Origin of the sequence: Burkholderia sp. IMCC1007 (assembly GCF_027257875.1) — a bacterium.
GTDB lineage: Bacteria > Pseudomonadota > Gammaproteobacteria > Burkholderiales > Burkholderiaceae > Burkholderia.
In genome coordinates, this window is sequence record NZ_JAPVQY010000018.1 from 1 (window position 1) to 21062 (window position 21062).

The 21062-nt window shown below is 67.2% G+C and carries 18 protein-coding genes; 13 read left to right on the forward strand and 5 right to left on the reverse strand.

Going from position 1 to position 21062, the window contains the following annotated elements; translation table 11 throughout:
- From O1Q03_RS17390 to O1Q03_RS17405, 4 genes are all read left to right on the forward strand, one after another.
- Positions 1–1090, forward strand: a 1090-nt coding sequence (locus O1Q03_RS17390) for an ABC transporter ATP-binding protein (RefSeq protein WP_269505016.1), incomplete at its 5' end; no start/stop codon positions are given.
- 10 nt (positions 1091–1100) lie between these two features.
- The gene (locus O1Q03_RS17395; protein WP_269505017.1) at positions 1101–2087 is read left to right on the forward strand and encodes an ABC transporter permease subunit; all 987 of its coding nucleotides are present in this window, start codon (positions 1101–1103) and stop codon (positions 2085–2087) included.
- Positions 2084–2923, forward strand: a complete 840-nt coding sequence (locus tag O1Q03_RS17400; RefSeq protein WP_207997808.1) for an ABC transporter permease subunit — start codon at positions 2084–2086, stop codon at positions 2921–2923. Before O1Q03_RS17395 ends, O1Q03_RS17400 begins: the two co-directional genes overlap by 4 nt.
- Before the next feature lie 154 nt (positions 2924–3077).
- A complete protein-coding gene (locus tag O1Q03_RS17405) occupies positions 3078–3512 on the forward strand; it encodes a GNAT family N-acetyltransferase (protein ID WP_269505018.1) in 435 nt (144 codons plus the stop codon).
- Positions 3513–3676: 164 nt separating this feature from the next.
- Here the strand turns inward: O1Q03_RS17405 and O1Q03_RS17410 are convergent, their stop codons facing one another.
- Positions 3677–4573, reverse strand: coding sequence for a LysR family transcriptional regulator (locus O1Q03_RS17410; protein WP_269505019.1), 897 nt, complete (start codon positions 4571–4573; stop codon positions 3677–3679).
- A gap of 119 nt (positions 4574–4692) precedes the next feature.
- Between O1Q03_RS17410 and tam the strand changes: the two genes are divergently transcribed.
- Positions 4693–5478 carry a trans-aconitate 2-methyltransferase gene (gene tam / locus O1Q03_RS17415; RefSeq protein WP_269505020.1) on the forward strand — a complete coding sequence of 262 codons (786 nt, stop codon included), beginning with the start codon at positions 4693–4695 and terminating at the stop codon, positions 5476–5478.
- Positions 5479–5800: 322 nt separating this feature from the next.
- On the opposite strand, the gene O1Q03_RS17420 is transcribed toward tam, so the two are convergent.
- From O1Q03_RS17420 to O1Q03_RS17430, 3 genes are all read right to left on the reverse strand, one after another.
- Positions 5801–7282 (reverse strand): aldehyde dehydrogenase family protein, encoded by a 1482-nt coding sequence (locus O1Q03_RS17420; protein ID WP_269505021.1) that lies wholly within the window; start codon positions 7280–7282, stop codon positions 5801–5803.
- Positions 7283–7559: 277 nt separating this feature from the next.
- Positions 7560–8510 carry an agmatinase gene (gene speB, locus O1Q03_RS17425; protein WP_269505022.1) on the reverse strand — a complete coding sequence of 317 codons (951 nt, stop codon included), beginning with the start codon at positions 8508–8510 and terminating at the stop codon, positions 7560–7562.
- Positions 8511–8670: 160 nt separating this feature from the next.
- Complete coding sequence (locus O1Q03_RS17430; RefSeq protein WP_269505023.1) at positions 8671–9570, reverse strand: helix-turn-helix transcriptional regulator; 900 nt, start codon at positions 9568–9570, stop codon at positions 8671–8673.
- A gap of 198 nt (positions 9571–9768) precedes the next feature.
- Here O1Q03_RS17430 and O1Q03_RS17435 point away from each other — a divergent pair, with 198 nt between their 5' ends.
- The 4 genes from O1Q03_RS17435 (at position 9769) to O1Q03_RS17450 (ending at position 14059) form a co-directional block, all read left to right on the forward strand.
- Complete coding sequence (locus O1Q03_RS17435) at positions 9769–10113, forward strand: cupin domain-containing protein (RefSeq protein WP_269505024.1); 345 nt, start codon at positions 9769–9771, stop codon at positions 10111–10113.
- Between the two features lie 232 nt (positions 10114–10345).
- Complete coding sequence (locus O1Q03_RS17440) at positions 10346–11806, forward strand: NAD(P)/FAD-dependent oxidoreductase (RefSeq protein ID WP_269505025.1); 1461 nt, start codon at positions 10346–10348, stop codon at positions 11804–11806.
- Positions 11807–11894: 88 nt separating this feature from the next.
- The gene (locus tag O1Q03_RS17445; RefSeq protein WP_269505026.1) at positions 11895–13004 is read left to right on the forward strand and encodes an MFS transporter; all 1110 of its coding nucleotides are present in this window, start codon (positions 11895–11897) and stop codon (positions 13002–13004) included.
- Between the two features lie 134 nt (positions 13005–13138).
- Positions 13139–14059: a LysR family transcriptional regulator gene (locus O1Q03_RS17450; RefSeq protein ID WP_175691324.1), complete on the forward strand. Its 921-nt coding sequence runs from the start codon at positions 13139–13141 to the stop codon at positions 14057–14059.
- 41 nt (positions 14060–14100) lie between these two features.
- Here the strand turns inward: O1Q03_RS17450 and O1Q03_RS17455 are convergent, their stop codons facing one another.
- Positions 14101–14931 (reverse strand): helix-turn-helix transcriptional regulator, encoded by an 831-nt coding sequence (locus tag O1Q03_RS17455; RefSeq protein ID WP_269505027.1) that lies wholly within the window; start codon positions 14929–14931, stop codon positions 14101–14103.
- 228 nt (positions 14932–15159) lie between these two features.
- Here O1Q03_RS17455 and O1Q03_RS17460 point away from each other — a divergent pair, with 228 nt between their 5' ends.
- From O1Q03_RS17460 to O1Q03_RS17475, 4 genes are all read left to right on the forward strand, one after another.
- Positions 15160–16884: an amidohydrolase gene (locus tag O1Q03_RS17460; RefSeq protein WP_269505028.1), complete on the forward strand. Its 1725-nt coding sequence runs from the start codon at positions 15160–15162 to the stop codon at positions 16882–16884.
- 202 nt (positions 16885–17086) lie between these two features.
- Positions 17087–18202: a polyamine ABC transporter substrate-binding protein gene (locus O1Q03_RS17465; protein WP_269505029.1), complete on the forward strand. Its 1116-nt coding sequence runs from the start codon at positions 17087–17089 to the stop codon at positions 18200–18202.
- Between the two features lie 91 nt (positions 18203–18293).
- Positions 18294–19895 (forward strand): DUF3138 family protein, encoded by a 1602-nt coding sequence (locus tag O1Q03_RS17470; RefSeq protein ID WP_269505030.1) that lies wholly within the window; start codon positions 18294–18296, stop codon positions 19893–19895.
- 87 nt (positions 19896–19982) lie between these two features.
- Positions 19983–21059: a C45 family autoproteolytic acyltransferase/hydolase gene (locus O1Q03_RS17475; RefSeq protein WP_269505031.1), complete on the forward strand. Its 1077-nt coding sequence runs from the start codon at positions 19983–19985 to the stop codon at positions 21057–21059.
- Positions 21060–21062: the final 3 nt, after the last annotated feature.

Genomic DNA, 21062 nt, shown 5'->3' on the forward strand with positions numbered 1-21062 from the left:
GAACGACGCGTTCGTACGCATCGAAAACGTCGTGAAGAAATTCGGCGACAGCACCGCCGTCGACAACGTAAATCTCACGATCGCGAAGAACGAACTGTTCGCGCTGCTCGGCAGCTCCGGCTGCGGCAAGTCGACACTGCTGCGCATGCTCGCCGGGCTCGAGACGGCCACCTCTGGCAAGATCTTCGTCGACGGCGAAGACCTCGCGTCGCTGCCGCCGTATCGCCGCCCGGTGAACATGATGTTCCAGTCGTACGCGCTGTTCCCGCACATGTCGGTCGAGTCGAACGTCGCGTTCGGGCTGAAGCAGGAAGGCACGCCGAAGAACGAGATCAAGGAGCGCGTGGCCGATGCGCTCGCGCTCGTGCAGATGAGCAAGTACGCGAAGCGCAAGCCGCATCAGCTGTCCGGCGGCCAGCAGCAGCGCGTCGCGCTCGCGCGTTCGCTCGTCAAGCGCCCGAAGCTGCTGCTGCTCGACGAGCCGATGTCCGCGCTCGACAAGAAGATCCGCCAGAAGACCCAGCTCGAACTGGTGAACATCATCGAGAAGGTCGACGTGACCTGCGTGATGGTCACGCACGACCAGGAAGAAGCGATGACGATGGCGAGCCGCCTCGCGGTGATGAGCGAAGGCAAGATTGTGCAGATCGGCACACCCGGCGAAGTGTACGAATACCCGAACAGCCGCTTCTCGGCCGAGTTCATCGGCTCGACGAACCTGTTCGAAGGGCGCGTGGTCGAGGACGAGCCCGATCACATCTTCGTCGAGAGCGACGATCTCGAAGCGCGCATGTACGTGAGCCACGGCGTCACCGGCCCGCTCGGGATGCCGGTCGGCATCTCGGTGCGCCCGGAGCGCGTGCAGGTGTCGCGCGAGAAACCCGGCTCGCATCACAACTGGGCGCGCGGCGTCGTGACCGACATCGCGTACATGGGCAGCTACTCGCTGTATCACGTGCGCTTGCCGAGCGGCAAGACGGTGGTGTCGAACCTGTCGAGCTCGCACCTGCTGCACGACGGTGCGCCGTCGTGGAACGACGACGTGTTCGTGTCGTGGTCGCCGGCGAGCGGCGTCGTGCTGACGGCGTGAGGACGACACGATGAGAACTTCCGCTTCCACTCCGTCCGCGCCGGTTCCGACCGGCGCCACCGCCGCGACACCGGCTTCCAGACGCCGCAGCCGCTTCGCCGCGCTGTCGCGCTTGCTGCCGTCGGGCCGCAGCGTCGCGATCGGCGTGCCGTTCCTGTGGCTCACGGTCTTCTTCGCGCTGCCGTTCGTGCTGGTGTTCAAGATCAGCTTCGCCGACCAGGTGATGGGAATCCCGCCGTACACGTCGCTCGTCGCGATGAAGGACGGCGTCGTGCACTTCGCGCTGCAGCTCGGCCACTACGCGTTCCTGCTGCAGGACGACCTGTATATCGCGACCTACCTCAGCTCGCTGAAGATGGCCGCCGTGTCGACGCTGCTGTGCCTGCTGATCGGCTACCCGATAGCGTACTACATCGCGCGCGCGGAACCGGGCCGGCGCAACGTGCTGATGATGGCCGTGATGCTGCCGTTCTGGACGTCGTTCCTGATCCGCGTATACGCATGGATCGGGATCCTGAAGGATGACGGGCTGCTGAACCACGCGCTGATCGCGCTCGGCATCATCCACACGCCGCTGCGCCTCTATCACAGCGATGCCGGCGTCTATATCGGCATGGTCTATTCGTACCTGCCGTTCATGGTGATGCCGCTCTATGCACACCTCGTGAAGATGGACCTCACGCTGCTCGAAGCCGCGTACGACCTGGGCGCCAAGCCGTGGGTCGCGTTCACGCGCATCACGCTGCCGCTGTCGAAGAACGGGATCATCGCCGGCAGCCTGCTGGTGTTCATCCCGGCGGTCGGCGAATACGTGATTCCCGAGCTGCTCGGCGGCGCCGACACGCTGATGATCGGCCGCGTGATGTGGGATGAATTCTTCAACAACATGGACTGGCCGATGGCGTCCGCGGTGACGGTCGCGATGGTAATGCTGCTGCTGGTGCCGATGGCGCTGTTCCAGTACTACCAGGTCAAGGAACTGGAGGAAGCGAAATGATCAAGCCGAGCAAACCGCTGTCGACGGGCGTTCTCGCCTTCGGCTTTCTGTTCCTGTACATCCCGATCATCAGTCTCGTCGTGTACTCGTTCAACGAATCGAAGCTGGTGACGGTGTGGTCGGGCTTCTCGCTGAAGTGGTACGCGGCGCTGCTGGACGACGACGAGCTGCTGACCGCCGCGTGGCTGTCGCTGAAGATCGGTCTGCTGACGGCCACCGCGTCGGTCGTGATCGGCACGTGGGCCGGCTTCGTGCTCGCGCGCTTCGGCCGCTTCAAGGGCTTCACGCTGTACACGGGGATGATCAACGCGCCGCTGGTGATTCCGGAGGTGATCCAGGGGATCTCGCTGCTGCTGCTGTTCGTTGCGCTGGAGCAGATGTTCGGCTGGCCGAAGGGCCGCGGGATGGTGACGATCTGGATCGGTCACGTGATGCTGTGCGTGTCGTATGTCGCGATCATCGTGCAGTCGCGCGTGAAGGAGATGAACAAGTCGCTCGAAGAGGCTGCGCTCGATCTGGGTGCAACGCCGCTGAAGGTGTTCTTCGTGGTGACGCTGCCGCTGATCTCGCAGGCGCTGCTGTCGGGGTGGCTGCTGTCGTTCACGCTGTCGATCGACGATCTGGTGCTGTCGGCGTTCCTGTCCGGGCCGGGCTCGACGACGCTGCCGCTGGTGGTGTTCTCGCGCGTGCGGCTCGGGCTGAACCCGGAGATGAATGCGTTGGCAACACTGTTCATCACGGCCGTGACGATCGGCGTGATCGTCGTGAACCAGGCGATGATCGCGCGCGAGCGGCGTCGTGTGGCCGACATGAAGGCGGCGTTCGCGGCGGCCTGAGTGGATGCGACGGATGCCGGAGCGGCGGGCGCGCGATGCGTCCGCCGTTCGCGCATCTGTCATGAAGTGCGTCAGGAGTCTGGGGCGGCGCCCGTCACGCAGCGTGCGGACGCGCTATAGTCGTGCGACGCCCGTTCACGCTCGCCTTGACTCCATGACCGCACATCCCGACGTTTCCTTCCAGCTGACCGATATCGAACAACCGGCCGCTCGCGATTTCATCAGCAGCAAGCTCGGCGAATTCAACCACGTGATGACGGGGCGCTCCGATACCGCGGCGCTCGATGTCTACGTGACCGATCCCGCAACCGGCGACGTGTTGGGCGGCCTCACGGGCCGGACGTCGCTCGGGTTGTTCTTCATCGACCTTTTCTACCTGCCGGAATCGTTGCGCGGCGGCGGCTTCGGCAGCCGGCTGCTGCGCGAGGCCGAAGCGGAAGCGAAGCGCCGCGGCTGCGCGCGTGCGGTGCTCTACACGATTACGTTCCAGGCGCCGGATTTCTACCGCAAGCACGGTTACGAGACGTTCGGCGAAGTGCCGTGTGAGCCGGAAGGCACCGCGCGCGTGTTCATGGTCAAGACGCTTTGACTCAGGTTGCGCGGTGGCGGCAGGGCGCACACATCGTCCGATAGCGGCATCCGGATGACATCCACCGACATCGCGCAACAGCGCAACGATGCATGCGACGCGGCCGAGTGTCCGCAACGATCCGCGACGGCTGCGGCTCCGGGAGCGTCCTCGTCATATCCCGATCAGCGCCTCGGCGCCGCGCGCTCCACGATCATGTCGTACAACGCCCGCGCCGCGGGCGACAACTGCGCCGCCTTGCGCGTCAACAGCACGAGCGTGCGCGACACCGACGGTTCGACGAGCTCGATCGTACGGATCATCGGATACGCATTCTTCTGGATCGCGAGCTTCGGCACCACGGCTGCGCCGAGCCCTTCGGCGACGAGCCCGAGCGCAGTCGAACTGCGCTGCACCTCGTAGAACGAATGCAGCGACACGCCGCTCGTCTTCAGCGCCCCATCGAGCAACCCGCGATTGCCGCTCACCTCGCCGGCGAAGATCAGCGGATGCGGCTGCAGCGCCGCCCAGCGAAGCCGTCGCCGCTTCGCGAACGGATGATCGTCGCGGCACACGAGCACGTACGGGTCATCGGTCAGCGACACGCTGACGAGTTCGGGATGCTGATCGCCGGCGATGCCGATGCCGAATTCGGCTTCGCGGCGCAACACGGCCTGCAGCACCGACGCCGACGCGTGATCGAGAATCTTCACGCGATCGTGCGGCCGGCGTTCGGAGAACGCGCGCAGAATGCGCGGCAGGTATTGCACGCCGACGGTCGGCACGCACGCGATCGTCACGTCGCCGCGCCGGCTCAGGCCCGTCTCGCGAATTTCGGTCAGCGCATCCGACAGCTCGTTCAGCAGCCGGCGCGCCTGCGGCAGGAAACGCAGGCCGATCTCGGTGAGAGTGGTGCGGCGCGTCGTGCGTTCGACCAGCGCAACGCCGAGAAACGATTCGAGCTTGCGCAGCCGTTGCGTGATGGCCGTTTGCGTCACGTGCAGCGTATCGGCCGCCTGCCTGAAGCTGCCGCCGTCGGCGATCGCGACGAAAGCCTGGACACCGAGCGTATCGATTTTCATCAGGATTTTGAATCAATAACGATATTAAATTCATTTTACTGAAGGCGGACGGAATCGCAGAATGCGCTGCATCGACGGCTGCTGCCCGGCACCCGTCCACGCCGACCCGGAGGAATATCGTGACGACCCCACTCGATCAATATGCAAACCAGTATGTGCAATTCGAGCGCGAACGCACGCGGCCGGTGCGCGACCTGCTGGCTGCCGTGCCGGATACGCCGATCCACACCGCGATCGATATCGGCTGCGGGCCCGGCAACTCGACCGAGGCGCTGATCGCGCGCGCACCGGACGCGACGGTGCGCGGAATCGACGCGTCGCCGGACATGATCGCGGCCGCGCGCAAGCGCCTGCCTTCGCTGCGTTTCGATCTCGCGGATGTCGCCACGTGGGACGATCCGGGCGGCTATGATCTGATCCTGTCGAACGCGGTGCTGCAATGGGTGCCCGCACACGACACGCTGTTTCCGTCGCTCGTCGGCCGGCTCGCGCCGGGCGGCCATCTCGCGGTGCAGATGCCGGACAACCTCGACGAACCGGCCCACCGGCTGATGCGCGACATCGCGGCGGCCGGGCCGTGGGCGGAGAAGCTGAAGAACGCGGCGCGCACCGAGCGGTTCGATGCGCGGTATTACTACGCGCTGCTGTCGCCGTTGTGTTCGCGCGTCGACGTGTGGCGCACGACCTACTACCACCCGCTGAGCGGCGGCGCCGACGCGGTCGTCGAATGGTTCAAGGGCAGCGCATTGCGGCCGTTCCTCGCGGCGCTCGATGAGGGCGAGCGCGATGCGTTCGTCGCGCGCTACCGCGAGGCCGTCGCGGGGCCGAACGGCTATCCGGTGCTCGACGACGGCACCGTGCTGCTGCCGTTCCCGCGCCTGTTCATCATTGCGACGCGGAAGTAACGAGTATGTGACACAGGAATGGGGCGGCGGCCGGAACCCGGTCAGGCCGGCGGCCGCACTGATGCCAGCCCAACCTTCCGGCTTTTTGCGCGCTGCCCGTTGCGTAGGTTCGTGTACCAGAAGTGGGCGACTTCGCCGGCGTTCGCGCCGTCGGCGTACAGGAAGCGGTCGTGCCCGCGACGCTTCTCCCGCTTGTGCATCCGACGGCATGACCTCGCGCGCATGCGCATCGAGCCGCCCGATCAGTTCAACGAAGCTCGCAAAAAAACGGCGCCCCGCCCACCAGGCGCGGCGCCGCCAATGGCCTGAAAGGCCGCCCTGGTCAACCGATCGCGCGCATCGCGTGGCGCAGTTCCTGGTAGCTGCGCAGGCCCGTCACGCCGAGTTCGCGGCCGATCCCGCTCAACCCGAAACCGCCCCAGCACACGTGCGGATAGATGACCTGCGGCGCATTGATCCACACGAGCCCGGCACGCACGCGCGCCTGGAACTGCTTCGCGACGTCCGCGTCCTGCGTGACGATCGTTGCGACGAGCCCGTAGCGCGTGTCGTTCGCGAGTGCGATCGCCTCGTCGTCGGTGCGGAACGACTTCACGCACGCGACCGGGCCGAACACCTCGTCGGTCCACAGCAGGTTGTCCGCGGCCGGCTCCGCGATCACGACGGGCGCCATGAAGAAGCCGTCGCCGCCGCTATCGGCCACGCGGCCGCTGAACGCGACGCGCGCGCCCGCCGCGATGCCGCGCTCGAGCATTGCGTCGACGCGCGTGCGCTGCGCGGCCGAGATCATCGGCCCCATCGCGACCTGTTCGGTGCTCGGCGGCGCGACGACGAGCGCGCGCACGGCCGTCTCGAACGCGGCCATGAAGCTGCGATAGAGGCTGTCGTGCACGAGGATGCGCGCGGTGGCCGAGCACATCTGCCCCGCGTTGGTGAACGCGCCCGCAACCGCGAGCGACACCGCGACGTCGAGATCGGCATCGTCGCGCACGATCAGCGACGACTTGCCGCCGAGCTCGAGCGTCACGCGCTTCATGTCGTCGGCCGCGGCCTGCATGACCTTGCGGCCGGCGGCCGTGCTGCCGGTAAACGAGATCTTGTCGATCAGCGGATGCGCGGTGAGCGCCGCGCCGACGTCGGCGCCACCGTTCAAGACGTTGACGACGCCGTCCGGCACGCCGGCTTCGGCAATCAGGTCGATCAGCGCGTGCTCGGCGGGCGACGTGAGCTCGGACGGCTTCAGCACGACGGTGCAGCCGGCCGCGAGCGCGGGCGCGAGCTTCCACGCGGTCGTGACCATCGGGAAGTTCCACGGCATGATCAGCGCCGCGACGCCGACGGCGTCGTAGAAGCGCTCGGCCTCGACGGCGTCGCTCGGCAGCGCGACGGGCTCAGCGGAGAACAACGCGGGGTTTTCGCACAGCTGCGCGTAATACGCGAACGTCGCGACGACGTCGCCGACATCGGCATCTGCCTCGAACGGCGGCTTGCCGCTCACCTGCATCTGCAGCGCCGCGAGGCGCTCGCGGTCGGCTTCAACGCGCTCGGCGATCTTCGCGAGCAGGCGGCCGCGCTCGGCAGGCGGCGTGTCGCGCCAGCCGGCGAACGCGTCATGCGCGGCGCGAACCGCGGCATCGACGTGCGCGGCCGTCGCGAACTCTTGCCAGCCGATCGTTTCTCCGGTCGATGCGTTGAAGATCGGCGCACCGGCTTCGTCGGAATGCGTGCGCACGGGGCGGCCGGCGATACGTGCGGCGGGCAGCACGCGCGTCGCGGCGGAAGGGGAAAGCTCAGCGGTGGACATGGCGGTTTCCAGTCGGTCGGGTTGGCGGTTCGGCGGCTCGGCGGTTCGGCCGTTCAGCGGTGCGGCGGATCAGCGGATCAGCGGATCAGCGGATCAGCGGCTCAGCGGCTCAGCGGCTCAGCGGCTCAGCGGCTCAGCGGCTCAGCGGTTCGCCGGTTCAGCGGTGCAGCGGCTCAGCGGTTCGCCGGTTCAGCGGTTCAGCGGTTCAGCGGTTCAGCGGTTCAGCGATTCGGCGAATCAGCGAATCAGCGAATCAGCGAATCAGCGAATCAGCGAATCAGCGGTAAGCGACGCCCGGCATCACGCAGAGCATTTCGAACGCGAGGTTCGCGCCGACGAGCGCGGTGGTGCCGCTCGGATCGTACGGCGGCGACACTTCGACGAGATCCGCGCCGACGATGTTCAGCCCCTTCATCCCGCGAATGATCTCGAGACCCTGCTGCACCGACAGTCCGCCGATTTCCGGCGTGCCGGTGCCGGGCGCGAACGACGGATCGAGGCCGTCGATGTCGAAGCTGAGATACACCGGCGTGTCGCCGACGCGCTCGCGCACCTGCGCCATCAGCGGTGCGAGCGACTTGTTCCAGCATTCCTCCGCCTGCACGACGGTGAAGCCCTGCTGGCGGCACCAGTCGAAATCTTCCGCGTGGTAGCCGGTGCCGCGCAGGCCGATCTGCGTGACCTTGTCGCATTGCAGCAGGCCGTCTTCCACCGCGCGGCGGAACGGCGTGCCGTGCGCGATCTTCTCGCCGAACATCGTGTCGTTCACGTCCGCGTGCGCGTCGATGTGCACCACCGCAACCTTGCCGTATTTCCTGTGCAGCGCGCGCAGGATCGGCCACGCGATCGTGTGATCGCCGCCGAGCGTGATCGGCCGGCAGCCGTTCGCGACAATCTCGTCGTACGCCTCTTCGATGCGACGCACCGAATCCTTCAGGTCGTAAGGGTTGGTCGCGACGTCGCCGATGTCGGCGACCTGCAGCGAATCGAACGGTGCGGCGCGCGTGGCCATGTTGTACGGGCGCAGCAGCACCGATTCGGCACGGATCTGGCGCGGGCCGAAGCGCGAGCCCGAGCGGTTCGACGTGCCGAGGTCGAGCGGCACGCCGACGAAGCACACGTCGAGGCCGTCGGTCGTATTGGCCTGCGGCAGGCGCATCATCGTGGCGATGCCGCCAAAGCGCGGCATCTCGTTGCCGCCCATCGGTTGGTTCAATTCGCGGTGCATGGGGCCGTCTCCTCTTTCTGGTGAAAAACGATCGGCCGATGGTAGAGGAGAACACGGGCCCGAAGATTTTGAAGTCGCAACGTTTACATCGACGTGGCTCGATGCGAGTGGCGCTGCCGCATCGACGCGGCGCAACCGTGAGCGATGCGGGCGAGAGCGATTAGCCGTTGATCGAGGGCGGCGCGTCGTTATCGCCGGTGCTGGCGCCGTGCGAAGCAGCGGCCGGGAACGCCGGCACGGCCGAGCCCCATGCGGCGAGCTCGCGTTTCGTGCGCACGCCGAGCTTCTGGAACGCGCGTTTCACGTACGACTCGGCCGTCGCGACGCGCACACCAAGGATGTCGGCGGTTTCCGGCACGGTCTTGCCGGAGATCAGGTGCTTGCAGGTTTCGTATTCGCGCTTGGACAGCTTCACGTCGTCGGCGGCGATCCGCGCATCGAATTGCGCGAGCGGATGCACTTCGGGCGTCGGATGCGCGACGCGCCGCGCGGCGGTGGTCGACGCGTGCAGTTCGAGCAGCGGGAACAGCACGTCGCTGATGCTGCGAAAGCGGTTCATCTCGGCGAGCGTGAACGGCGGACGGTCGCGGCCGCGTTCGAGCGCGATCGAATGCTGCGCATAGCGGGTGCCGCGCGCGAGCACGCATTCGTGGCCGATATGCACGTCGTCGTAGATGCGCTGGCGGAATTCGCCGGGCGGAATCGCCGCGATGTCGCGCACGACGAGCATCGTGCCCGTCTTGCCGCGCAGGCCCGCGAACAGCGGATCGCTGTCGAGAAAGCGATCGTAGTAGAGCGTCATCACGTCGGAGATTTCGGCGGCCTCGGTGCCGATGCCGCTGCTGCCGATCCATTCGCAGCGGTAGCCGGTGGGCATCGAGCCGTCGACGCGCGAGCGCTCGACGTGCGCGACGTCGAGCGGCACCACTTCGTTCAGCAACTGCGTGAGGCGCGGCACGAAGTGCGGCGTGCCGACCGTTTCGATCAGCTCGCCCAGCGCCTTGAACGACACGTTGAAGCGGTCGGTATCGCGGTGGAAGGGGTTCACGTTGAGCAGCATGCGGTTCCCCGGGTGAAAAGCGGGCGCGATTTTAGCGGTTGCAACGGAATACGTCATTAGGTGGAAATACGGTACGGAGTCCTGCCACCCCTGCGCACCCGGAAAACGCGGTTTGTCCCCCCCGAAGGGGGGCATACCGGGGCAGTGTAAATGAGTAACTTTGTCTCTGCTTTTTTCAATCAACAGACGAAGATTCAGATGACCAAACTGATCAAGGACATCCTGCCGCTCGGCGCAGGCATTGGCGAATTCACGAAGCTCGACTTCGGGATGGACGAAAGCGACTGGCGCGCGGCCGAAGGCAAGAGCGGCAACTACCTCGTCGGCTGGTGGGAAGGCAAGGTCGGCTCGGTGGAATTCCCGGAAACCGCCGCCGACGAAGCCGTGTGGCTGGTCGAGGGCCGGATTGCGCTGACGGACGTCGAAGGCAACCGCAAGGAATTCACGCCGGGCCAGGGCTACCTGCTGCCGGCCGGTTTCGCGGGCCGCTGGGAGACGATCGAGGACGCGAAGAAGTTCTACGTGCTGCTCGAGAAGTCGTGATGTGAGCAACCGCCGCCGCGGCGTCGTCGTCAGGTTGACGCGGGCCCGGCAGCGGTGGTGTTTTCGATCGACCGCAAGCGACGTGCGTTGCGCGCGTTCCGGCGGAACGCGTCGCGGCTTGCGGCGCGCGGCGCCGATCATCGCTACCGGTGAAATCGGTGAAATCGGCGAAATCGGCACGCCGCGCAAGCACGACATGCGCGGGCCGCGATCACGTGGGATGGCTGGGATCATGGATATGGAAGTCAACGAAGCAACACGAGCCGCACCGGCTCACGCACATGCCGCGCGCGGCGCACCGGTCGCACTGAGCGCCGCCGACGCGCTCGCGAACACGAAGCTGTTCCCGTACTGGCTCGACAACCCGGCCGCGCCCGCCACCGAACCGGCGCTCGTCGGCGACGTGACGGCCGACCTGCTGATCGTCGGCGGCGGCTTCACCGGGCTGTGGGCGGCCGTGCAGGCGAAGGAACAGATGCCGCACCTGAACGTGGTACTGATCGAGGCCGGCAAGGTCGCGCACGGCGCGTCGGGGCGCGCGGGCGGGATCATCTCGACGTCGGTGATGCACGGGCTGCCGAACGCGGTGCGCGTGTTCCCGAACGACATCGCGCAGCTCGAGGAATTCGGCCATCACAATCTCGACGGTTTCGAGGAAACGCTGAGGCGCTACGACATCGACGCCGACATCGAATGGAACGGCGAAATGACGGTGGCGGTCGACCCCGAGCACCTTGCGCACCTGAAGGGCGACTACGACCTGCATCGCGAATACGGGCACGACGTCGTGCTGCTCAACCGCGACGAAACGCTCGCGCAACTGAACTCGCCGCTGTTCGCGGGCGCGCTGTGGTCGCGCAATCGCAGCGGCATCGTGCACCCGGCGAAGCTCGCGTGGGGGCTCAAGCGCGCGGCGCTGCAGCTCGGCGTGAAGCTGTACGAGCATACGCCGCTCACGACCGTGGCCGACGAAGGCAGCACGGTGTTCGTGACGACGCCGAAGGGCAGCGTGCGCGCACCGCGCGTGGTGTTCGGCAGCGGCACCGCGAAGGTCGGCATTCCCGACATCAACCGCCGCGTGATGCAGGTGCGCGACCACGTGCTCGCGACCGAGCCGCTGACCGACGAACAGCTCGCGCGGATCGGCTGGAAGAATCGCCAGGGCGTGTACGACACGCGCACGCAGCTCAATTATTTCCGGCTGACGAAGCACAACAACATCATCTTCGGCGGGCTGGTCAGCTATCACTTCGACGGCGATCCCGAACCGCATCAGGACGGCCAGCGCGAAACCTACATCCGGCTCGCGGAAGCGTTCTACCGCACGTTCCCGCAGCTGAGCGACGTGCGCTTCTCGCACGCATGGGGCGGCCCGATCGACTACTGCTCGCGCGGCTCGGTGTTCGCGAAGCGCTATCTCGGCGACAAGGCCGTGTTCGTCGCCGGCTACACGGGCTTCGGCGTCGCGGCGAGCCGGTTCGGCGCGTTCATGGGCCTGAACATCCTGTTCGATCGCGACAGCCCCGAGCGCAAGCTCGACATCGCGAACCAGAGCCCGAGCTACATCCCGCCCGAACCGATGCGCTGGGTCGCCGCGAAGATCACGTTCCATGCGTTCGACGGCGCCGATGAAGAAGGCGGCTGGAAGCGCGCGTGGATCAACGGGATCAAGGCGATGGGCTTCCCGATGTAAGCGACGCGGCGGCGCGGGTCCGGCCGCGGCACGACAAAAACGCCCATGAGCGGACGGTCCGCGCTGCGGACACGGAGAGAGACACGGAATGACTGGTGTAAATCTGCAGGATGAAGCGCGACAGGAAAGCGCGCTGTTCGTCGTCGTGATGCTGCTGCTCGGCATGCTCGGGCCGACGGTCTTTCTCGGCCTGCCTGCGATCGTCGGGCAGGTCGAACGTCATTGGGGCTTCGGCGAAGCGGCGCTCGGGCTGTCGTGCTTCGTCGAGGTGCTCGGCGAATCGACCGGCACGCTGCTCGTCGCGTTCGTGCTCGGCCGCCGGCCGGTACGGCTCGTGCTCGCCGGCGCGGTCGCGCTCGCGGCCGGCGCGAACCTCGGCACGCTCGCGACGCACGGGCTCGTCGCGTATTCGGCGCTGCAGTTCATCGCGGGCGTCGGCTCCGGCGGGCTGAACGGCATCGCGCTGCGCTACCTGTCGTATTCGCGCGCGCCGGAGCGCAATCTCGGGATGATGCTGATGGGGCAGGTGCTGTGGAGCATGGTGCTGCTCGCCACCATCTTCCCGATGCTGAGCGACACGTGGGGTGCGCACGGCGTGTTCGGCTTCGTCGCGATGGTGCTCGGCGCGTTCGTGCTCGCGACGCCGCTGTTTCGCCGCGGCGAGACGCTGGCCGTGCCGACGCCGGACGGCGCGAGCGGCGGCATCGACCGCAACGGCGCGATGCTGGTGCTGTGTGCGCAGCTCGCGTTGTACGGCGGCGTGGGCGTGGTGTGGACCTTCCTCGAGAAGATCGGCACCGACGCGGGCCTGAACGGCCGGGCCGTATCGCTCGTGCTCGGCATCGCGAACGTCGCGAGCCTCGTGATCTGCGCGGCGATGCCGAAGCTCGGCGCCGGCGCGGGCCTGCGCCGCTGGACGCTCGTGAACCTCGGCGGCTGGACGGGCGGCGCGCTGCTGATCTACGCGACGATTCCGCAGTACGACCTGATCGGCAAGTCGGCCGCGCTGTCGCCGGGCTGCGTTGCACTCGGCTACGGCGTCGGCTCGGTCGCGGGCGGCTCGCTGATCGAGCGCGTCGGCACGCAGCCGGCGCTGATCGCGGCGATCGTGCTGTGCGCGGTGGCGTTCCTCTGCTACGTGCGGCTGCGGCCCGCGGTGTTCGGCATGGAGCATGCGCTCGTGGCGACGCCCGAGTGACGGACACGGCGCGCGTCGCTGCCGATGGCGGCGCGCGACCGATTCGGTTCATCGGCGAAGGCGGCCGGCGGGGCGCGCGATGCGCGCCGTGCCGTGCCGGCCCGGCAACGCGCGCATGCGCAGCGGCTTGAAGCATGTTCTCGAATACCACCGATCTCGATCTCCGGCTCATCCGGGTCTTTCTGGCCGTCGTCGACGCACGCGGCATCACGGCCGCCGAGGCGTCGCTCGGCGTGCGGCAGTCGACCATCAGCACGCAGCTGTCCGCGCTCGAAGCGCGCGTCGGCTTCAAGCTGTGCGATCGCGGCCGCGGCGGCTTTCGCCTGACGTCGAAGGGCGAGCGCTTCGCGGCGACCGCGCGCACGCTCGTCGCGGCGACGTCCGAGTTCGTCGCGCGCGTGCGCGACATCGATCGCAAGCTGGTCGGCACGTTGTCGATCGGGCTGATCGGCCAGGCGCCGCTCGTCGAGAATGCGCGCCTCGCCGACGCGATCGGCGCGTTCCGCAAGCGCGACCAGGCCGTCACGTTCGCGATGAAGGTCGCGTCGCCGCAGGAGCTGGAGGAAAGCCTCGTCAACAACCAGCTCGATCTCGCGATCGGGTATTTCTGGCATCGCGTGCCGGGGCTCGACTACACGCCGCTGTTTACCGAGGAGCAGGTGATCTACTGCGGGCGCGGGCATCCGCTGTTTCATGCGTCGCGGCCGGTGTCGGCCGACGACCTGCAGGCGCACGACTGGGTGTGGCGCACCTATCCGGTGCCGGAGGAGCAGTATCCGCTGCCGGAGCGGCGCGTGACCGCGAGCGCGGACAGCATCGAGGCCGCGACGATCCTGATCCTGTCGGGCGGGCACCTCGGCTACCTGCCCGCGCATTATGCGGAGCCGTTCGAGCAGCGCGGGCTCGTGAAGGCGGTGGGCCGCTCGACGTTCAGCTTCGACGTGCCGCTGCATCTCGCGATGAAGCGCAGCGCGAGCGACAAGCCGATCGTCGATGCATTCTGCGACGACCTGCTGCGCGCGTTCAACATCAAGGCGGTCGCGCTGGCCGCATAGCGCGCGCGGTGCTCGTGCCGCTCGCGCCGTGCCGCTTCGCGTCAGCAGTCCACCATCGCCCAGTCGAACAGCTCGCGGCGCGTGCGCACGCCGAGCTTCGCGAACGCGCGCTTCACGTACGACTCGGCGGTCGACAGCTTCACGTCGAGCTGCTGCGCGGCCTCGGGCACCGACCGTCCGCACAGCAGCAGCTTGCAGATCTCGTGCTCGCGGCGCGACAGGTGCACCTGCTGCCGTTCGAGACGCGCATCGAAACCCGCATACGACACCGCATTCGCCGACATCGACGCGACCCGCCGTGCGCCGCACGAGCGCGCGTGCAGTTCGAACATCGGGAACAGCAGATCAACCATCTGCCGGAAGTGGAACAGCTCGTCGGTCGTGAACGCGGCCTGCCCGTCGGTGCGTGCGAGCCCGAGCGCGTACTGCATGTGCGCGGTGCCGTGCACCAGCACGCATTCCTGCGCGATGCGCGGCTCGTCGAAGATGCGGCGGCGGAAGTCGCCCTGCGCGAGCCCGTCGATATGACGCTGCACGAGCAGCGTGCCGGCCTTGCCGCGCAGCGGCGCGAACAGCGGATCGACGTGGCAGTACTCCTGATAGTACGTATCCATCACGCGCAGCGTGTCGGCCGCATGGCGCGTACAGCCGCTACCCAGCCACTCGACGACGTGACCGGACGCGCTGCCCGTGTCGGCGCGCCAGCGTTCGAGATGCACGGCGTCGGCCGCGATGCTGTCGTTCACGAATTCGGTGATCGCGCCGATGAAGTCGGGCGTGCCGACCGCGCGCAGCGTCGCGCCGAGCGAGCCGGGCCGCACGCCGATCAGGTAGTGGCCTTGCGCGGCGGGATCGGGATGGAGAAGTCGCATGGTGGGCGGTCTCGAGCGGATGACAGCGCGACGTTACGCGAAGCCCGCGTGCGCGTCTGCCGGGAATTCACCGGATTTTGCGGCGCGTATCGCGCGTTGTCCTCACATTGACGACAAGCAACCCGCCGCGCACCGTCCGATTCCGCCACGCCCCGGTGCCGGGGGGGCAGACCGGTGCGTATCGTCTGCCTATAGTGAAAGCACTTCGAAAACCGGAAAGGACAGGCAATGCAGAATCAATCGACGCACCCGGCAGCGGCGCCGGCGGATTTCGTGCTGACGCACGCGAAGGTCTACACCGTCGATCCGCACCGCCCGTGGGCGCAGGCCGTCGCGGTGCGCGACGGCCGGATCGTCTACGTCGGCGATACCGCGGGCGTGCACGCGCATGTCGGCGCGGCGACTCAGGTCGTCGACGCGGGCGGGCGGCTCGTGCTGCCGGGTTTCGTCGAGTCGCACTGGCACTTCGCGACGACCGCGTTCGCGTTCCAGGCGTTCGTCAACTACGAGGATCCGCAGAAGGTGCTCGGCGCGCTGCGCGACTATGTCGACACGCATCCGGACGAGCCGGCGATCACCGGGATGGGCTGGGTGCAGGCGACGATTCCGCCGGAGCTGCTGCGCAAGGAGACGCTCGACGCGATCTGCGCGGATCGTCCGGTGTGCGTGCTGTCGACCGACTTCCACTCGATGTGGGTGAACTCGAAGGCGCTGGAGATCGCGGGCATCGACGCGTCGACGCCGCCGGTGCAGGAAGGCGCGAGCTGGTTCGAGAAGGACGCGACGACGGGCGAGCCGACCGGGCTCGTGGTCGACGGCGCCGCGTATTCGATCCTGCTGCAGCGGATCAGCGCGGCCGGGTTGCTGCCGACCGGCATCGACCTGTACCTGAAGTCGATTCCGCCGTGGCAGAAGAAGCTGTGCGCGGCCGGCGTGACGACCGTGTTCGATGCGGGCTTCTTCGATACGAGTGGCGACCAGTCGCTGCTGTACGAGACGCTGCAGACGATGGAGCGCGCGGGCGACCTGAAGCTGCGCGTGGTCGGCAGCGTCGCGGTGATCGGCGAGATCGACGATCCGGTCGGCACGCTGGTGAAGTATCGCGAGCAATACGATTCGCCGCTCGTGAAGGCGCGCGCGCTGAAGCTGTTTCTCGACGGCACCGAGGCGAACCATACCGCGTATCTGCTCGAGCCGTATGCGGACCGCCCCGACACCTGCGGCGCGCCGACGATGCCGGCCGCCACGTTCAACCGCTACCTCGTCGAAGCCGATCGCGCGAACGCGAACGTGATGGTGCACTGCGTGGGCGACGCGGCCGTGCGGATGGCGCTGGAGGGCTTCGAGCGGGTCAACCGCGACAACCCGCCGCGCGATCGCCGCCACGTGATCACGCACGCGTTCCTCACGCATCCCGACGACATCCCGCGCTTTCGCCGCGCGGGCGTGATGGCGAACACGCAGTTGCAATGGGGCGTGGTCGACGCGTACACCGAGCAGTTGCGCGACCACTACGGCCACGCGCGCTGGAGCAACATGTACAAGTTCCGCACGTTCATCGAGGAGGGCGTGACGGTGTCGATCGGGATGGACGGCCTCGCGTGCCAGTGCCGCTGCCAGCACAAGCCGCTCGAACACATCGAATCGGGCCACACGCGCCAGCTCGCGGGCGAGCCCGATGCGCCGGTGTTCCCGGACATCGCCGAGCGCCTGAGCATTCCGCAGCTGATCGCCGCGTACACGATCCACGGCGCGTACCAGCTCGGGATGGAGCACGAGATCGGGTCGCTGACGCCCGGCAAGCGCGCGGACCTCGTCGTGCTCGAGAACGACCTGTTCGAGGTCGGCCAGTACGACATCGGCCGTATCGACGTCGCGCTGACGATGATGGATGGCGCGCTCACGCATGTGAGCGACGCGTTCGGCGCGCGCACGGGCGTCGGCGCGGTGTGAGCGGCGGCGCGCGCACAAGCGGCGCGGCCAGGTCGTGACCGGTCGTGACGGGTCGGCTTTCAAACTGCTTGCGCGCTGCGCCGATTGTGTGGCGTGTCCCCCTGTCGGCAGGGCAGACCGGCCAATTTCCTCTGGCTACATTTTTGTCACTGAACGAAACACCGTTCGTGACGAACGGCTCATGATATCGACGGAGGAAAACATGGCAGAAGAGTGGAACAACAGGCTGCGAACGGCATGCGCGGCGCTCGCGCTCGGCGGGCTCGCGTGGTTCGGCGCGCCGTCCGCGCTCGCGGCGGAGGTCGTCAACGTGTACAACTGGGGCAACTCGATCGGCAAGCAGACGATCGCGAACTTCGAGAAGGCGACCGGCATCAAGGTCGTCTACCAGGAGTTCGATTCGAACGAGACGCTGCAGGCGAAGCTGCTGTCGGGCACGTCGGGCTACGACGTCGTCGTGCCGTCCGACATCTTCTGGGCGCGGCAGCTGCAGGCCGGCATCTACCGCAAGATCGACAAGGCGCAGGTGCCGAACTACGCGCTGCTCGATCCTGACATCATGAAGGTGCTGTCGAGGGACGATCCGGGCAACCAGTACGGCATTCCGTGGACGTGGGGTACCGACGGGCTCGGGATGAACGTCGAGAAGGTGAAGGCGTTGCTCGGCAACGATGCGCCGCTGAACAGCTGGTCGCTGCTGTTCGATCCGAAGTATGCGAGCAAGCTGAAAAGCTGCGGCGTGTCGATGCTCGATTCGCCGGTCGACGCGTTCGGGATGGCGTTCATCTATCTGAAGAAGGATCCGAACACGACGAACCCGGCGGACTACCAGGCCGCGTACGAGCTGCTGAAGACGGCACGGCCGTACATCACGCAGTTCAACTCGACGAGCTACATCAACGATCTCGCGGGCGGCGACATCTGTCTGGCGCTCGGCTGGTCGGGCGACGTGAACTCGGCGCGCATCGCGGCCGCTGCGGCGAAGAAGCCGTATCACATCAAGTACGTGATCCCGAGCGAAGGCAGCGCGCTGTGGTTCGACATGATGGCGATTCCGAAGGACGCGCCGCATCCGGATGCCGCGCAGAGGTTCGTCAACTTCGTGCTGTCGGAGACGGAGAGCGCGAACCTGACCAACGACACGTCGTATCCGTCGGCGGTGCCGTCGTCGAAGCGTCTCGTGCGTGCGGAAGTGACGAACGATCCGGCCGTGTTCCCGCCGGCCGACGTGATCCGCAAGCTGAACCTCGGCAAGCCGGTCCCGCCGGAGCTGATGCGTCTGCAGAACCGGCTCTGGACCAAGCTGAAGACCGAGTAAGCCGGCCGCGTTCCCCGCTTTCGTTTGCGCGCGCCCCGCCGCCCCTCGCGGCGGGCGGGGGCGCGCTCGTCCCGACGATTCCCACACCCCCATGAAAATCAAACACATGACGGCGCTGTGCCTGCTCGCGTTCGAAGCGGCATCGGCATTCGCACACACGCCGCGCGATGCGACCGACTCGAGCAAAATGAAGGCGCTGCAGGCGCAGGTCACTGCGTTGCAGCAGCAGGTGAACGCGTTGCGCGCGAGCATGCTCGCGGCGAAGGCGCCGGCCGCTGCAAGCGCTGCACCGGCATCGGCGTCGGTATCGACGTCGGCAGGCGGCGCGCCGATCGGCACGATCAACACGGCGGCGGCCGCCACCCCGGCCGCGGATGCCGCGCCCGTGTTCACGAACGACGACCTGCAGCAGATGCGCGAGCAGATCGCGAACGCGTCGCTGAAGGTCGACTCGCTCCAGGAAGCCGCGACGACCGGCCCGCTCGCGGGGCTGAGCATCACCGGCTACATCGATCCCGTGTACCTGTTCAACCGCGCGCAGCGCACGTCGGGGTTCCAGTTCCTGAACCACGATCCGGGCGCGTACGACTACTTCAACAGCACGATCGGCGACGTCTACCTCGACATCAAGAAGACCTTCGGCGTCGGCCCGACTGCGCCGTCGGCCGAGATCGTGATCCAGCCGAACCGCGGCTTCGGCAACGTGTTCAGCAACGCGCACGGCGGCATCGGCAACAACATCATCACGCAGGCGCAGGTCAACGTGCCGCTCGGCACGACGAAGACCTTCGAGGTCGGGATGATGCCGAGCCTCGCGGGCTACGAGGTGCAGCCGTCGAACCAGATGCTCACGCTCACGCACGGGCTGCTGTACGACTTCAGCGAACCGGGCAATCTGCTCGGCATCGGGCTGAAGGGCTCGAACGACGCGATGACGCGCTTCTGGCAGGTGATCGTCGGCAACGAGGTGCTGCGCACGGCCGGCGCGATCGCGAACGCGGCGAACAACACGACCAAGACCAACTGGACGCCGACCGTCACCGCGCGCTTCGACAACGCGACGTCGACCGCATTCGACTTCGGGATTTCCGGCATGCTCGGCCGGCAGTCGCTGTTCTCGCCGTGCGCGAATGCGGGCGGCTACGGCTACCAGTGCAACGGATCGTCGCCGACGGGGCTCTACAAGTACGTGGAAGCCGACATGACCTATACGCACGACAAGACGCAGATCAACGCGCAGGTCGACTACGGCGAACTGCAGAAGGGCGCATGGAACGGCGGCACCGCGCGCTGGTACGGGATGTCGCTGCTCGGCCATACGAAGTGGACGTCGGCGTGGGTCGGCCGCATGGGCGCGACGCTGCGCTTCGACTACCTGAACAACACGGCGAACGGCGGCGGCGGCACGAACATCCAGTACGGGCTCTCGGGCGGCAATCCGTCGGTGAACGGGTCGAGCGGCTTCGGCATCGATCCGTCGTGCTTCCAGGGCTCGGCGACGAACGGCACCGAGTGCAAGGGCGCGCAGCGCTATGCGATCACGGCCGACCTGCTGTTCTATCCGACGCAGCAGATCACCGTGAAGGTCGAGTATCGCCACGACGCGGCGAACCATCCGGTGTTCCTGAAGAGCAACGGCACCTACGGGCGCGGCAACGACCTGGCCGGCATGCAATTCATCTACGCGTTCTGATCGAGGCCGCGACCGGGCGTCGCCGCGCGACGCAACCCGGTGCGGGTCGGATGAGCCCGGACCCTATTCAACACAGGAGCATTCATCTTGAAGCTGCACACTTTCGCGACCGATCTCACCGATCCGCGCGAGCGCGGCCGCCGTATCGGCGAGCAGTTCGCGTCGGAGATCCGCGAGACGGTCGCGCTCTATCTCGCGTTCTTCCCGAAGCTCGGCATCGCGCCGCAGCGCGCGCGGGAGATCGGCAACGCGAGCCTCGCGGCGCTCGGCGCGTGGTGCCCGGCGCTGGCCGACGAGGTCGATGCGATCGCGGACGGCGTCGACCTGCCGCGCTGGCAGCTCGCGTGCCTGAACGCGCGCACCGAGATTCTCGCCACGGCGCCCGCGTCGGCCGAAGGCGAATGCTCGACGACCGTCTATGCACCGGCCGGCCCCGATGCGCCGCGCACGCTGCAGACGTGGGACTGGCACGATAGCCTCGCGCCGCAAGGTTTGCTGATGCAGTTCGGCACGCGGCACGGCCGCACCGTGAAGCTGTTCTCCGAATTCGGGATGCTCGCGAAGCTCGGCGTGAACAGCGCGGGGCTCGGCCTGCACTTCAACATCCTGCACCACGCGAGCGACAACGACAGTGCGGGCGTGCCGGTGCATGCGATCGCGCGGCGCATCCTCGAAGAAGCGACGACGGTGCAGGACGCGATCGACCTCGCGCGCAGCGCGCGCGTGAGCGCGTCGACGGTGCTGACGGTATTCACGCGACAGGACGCGCATCCGCGCGCGGCGAGCATCGAGCTGAGCCCGTCGGGCGTCGGTGTGGTCGTGCCGCGTCCGGACGGCTGGCTGCTGCATACGAACCATTTTCTCGATCGCGCGTTGAGCGGCGGCGAATGCATGCCGGACAGCTCGACGACGCGCGAGCGTTTCGCGCACCTGAACGATGTGGTGACGGGGATGACGAGCGCCGACGTGCGCGAGCGCGCGGCGGCGATGTGCGGCGCGGCGGCCGACGACGCGGTGGTGTGCTTCCATCCGGACTTGTCGATGCCCGACACCGAGCGCTGGGAAACGCTGCTGACGGTCGGCATCGATACCGACGCATGCGCGCTCGACTACGTGGCGGGCAATCCGCACGCGCTCGCGCGCGACGGGTTCCTGCGGTTCTGATTG

Bases quoted from the DNA above. Each gene is read 5' to 3' on its own strand.
- O1Q03_RS17395 (WP_269505017.1), top strand. From the start codon at position 1,101: ATGAGAACTTCCGCTTCCACTCCGTCCGCGCCGGTTCCGACCGGCGCC.
- O1Q03_RS17400 (WP_207997808.1), top strand. From the start codon at position 2,084: ATGATCAAGCCGAGCAAACCGCTGTCGACGGGCGTTCTCGCCTTCGGC.
- O1Q03_RS17405 (WP_269505018.1), top strand. From the start codon at position 3,078: ATGACCGCACATCCCGACGTTTCCTTCCAGCTGACCGATATCGAACAA.
- O1Q03_RS17410 (WP_269505019.1), bottom strand. From the start codon at position 4,573: ATGAAAATCGATACGCTCGGTGTCCAGGCTTTCGTCGCGATCGCCGAC.
- O1Q03_RS17420 (WP_269505021.1), bottom strand. From the start codon at position 7,282: ATGTCCACCGCTGAGCTTTCCCCTTCCGCCGCGACGCGCGTGCTGCCC.
- speB (WP_269505022.1), bottom strand. From the start codon at position 8,510: ATGCACCGCGAATTGAACCAACCGATGGGCGGCAACGAGATGCCGCGC.
- O1Q03_RS17430 (WP_269505023.1), bottom strand. From the start codon at position 9,570: ATGCTGCTCAACGTGAACCCCTTCCACCGCGATACCGACCGCTTCAAC.
- O1Q03_RS17435 (WP_269505024.1), top strand. From the start codon at position 9,769: ATGACCAAACTGATCAAGGACATCCTGCCGCTCGGCGCAGGCATTGGC.
- O1Q03_RS17440 (WP_269505025.1), top strand. From the start codon at position 10,346: ATGGATATGGAAGTCAACGAAGCAACACGAGCCGCACCGGCTCACGCA.
- O1Q03_RS17445 (WP_269505026.1), top strand. From the start codon at position 11,895: ATGACTGGTGTAAATCTGCAGGATGAAGCGCGACAGGAAAGCGCGCTG.
- O1Q03_RS17450 (WP_175691324.1), top strand. From the start codon at position 13,139: ATGTTCTCGAATACCACCGATCTCGATCTCCGGCTCATCCGGGTCTTT.
- O1Q03_RS17455 (WP_269505027.1), bottom strand. From the start codon at position 14,931: ATGCGACTTCTCCATCCCGATCCCGCCGCGCAAGGCCACTACCTGATC.
- O1Q03_RS17460 (WP_269505028.1), top strand. From the start codon at position 15,160: ATGCAGAATCAATCGACGCACCCGGCAGCGGCGCCGGCGGATTTCGTG.
- O1Q03_RS17465 (WP_269505029.1), top strand. From the start codon at position 17,087: ATGGCAGAAGAGTGGAACAACAGGCTGCGAACGGCATGCGCGGCGCTC.
- O1Q03_RS17470 (WP_269505030.1), top strand. From the start codon at position 18,294: ATGAAAATCAAACACATGACGGCGCTGTGCCTGCTCGCGTTCGAAGCG.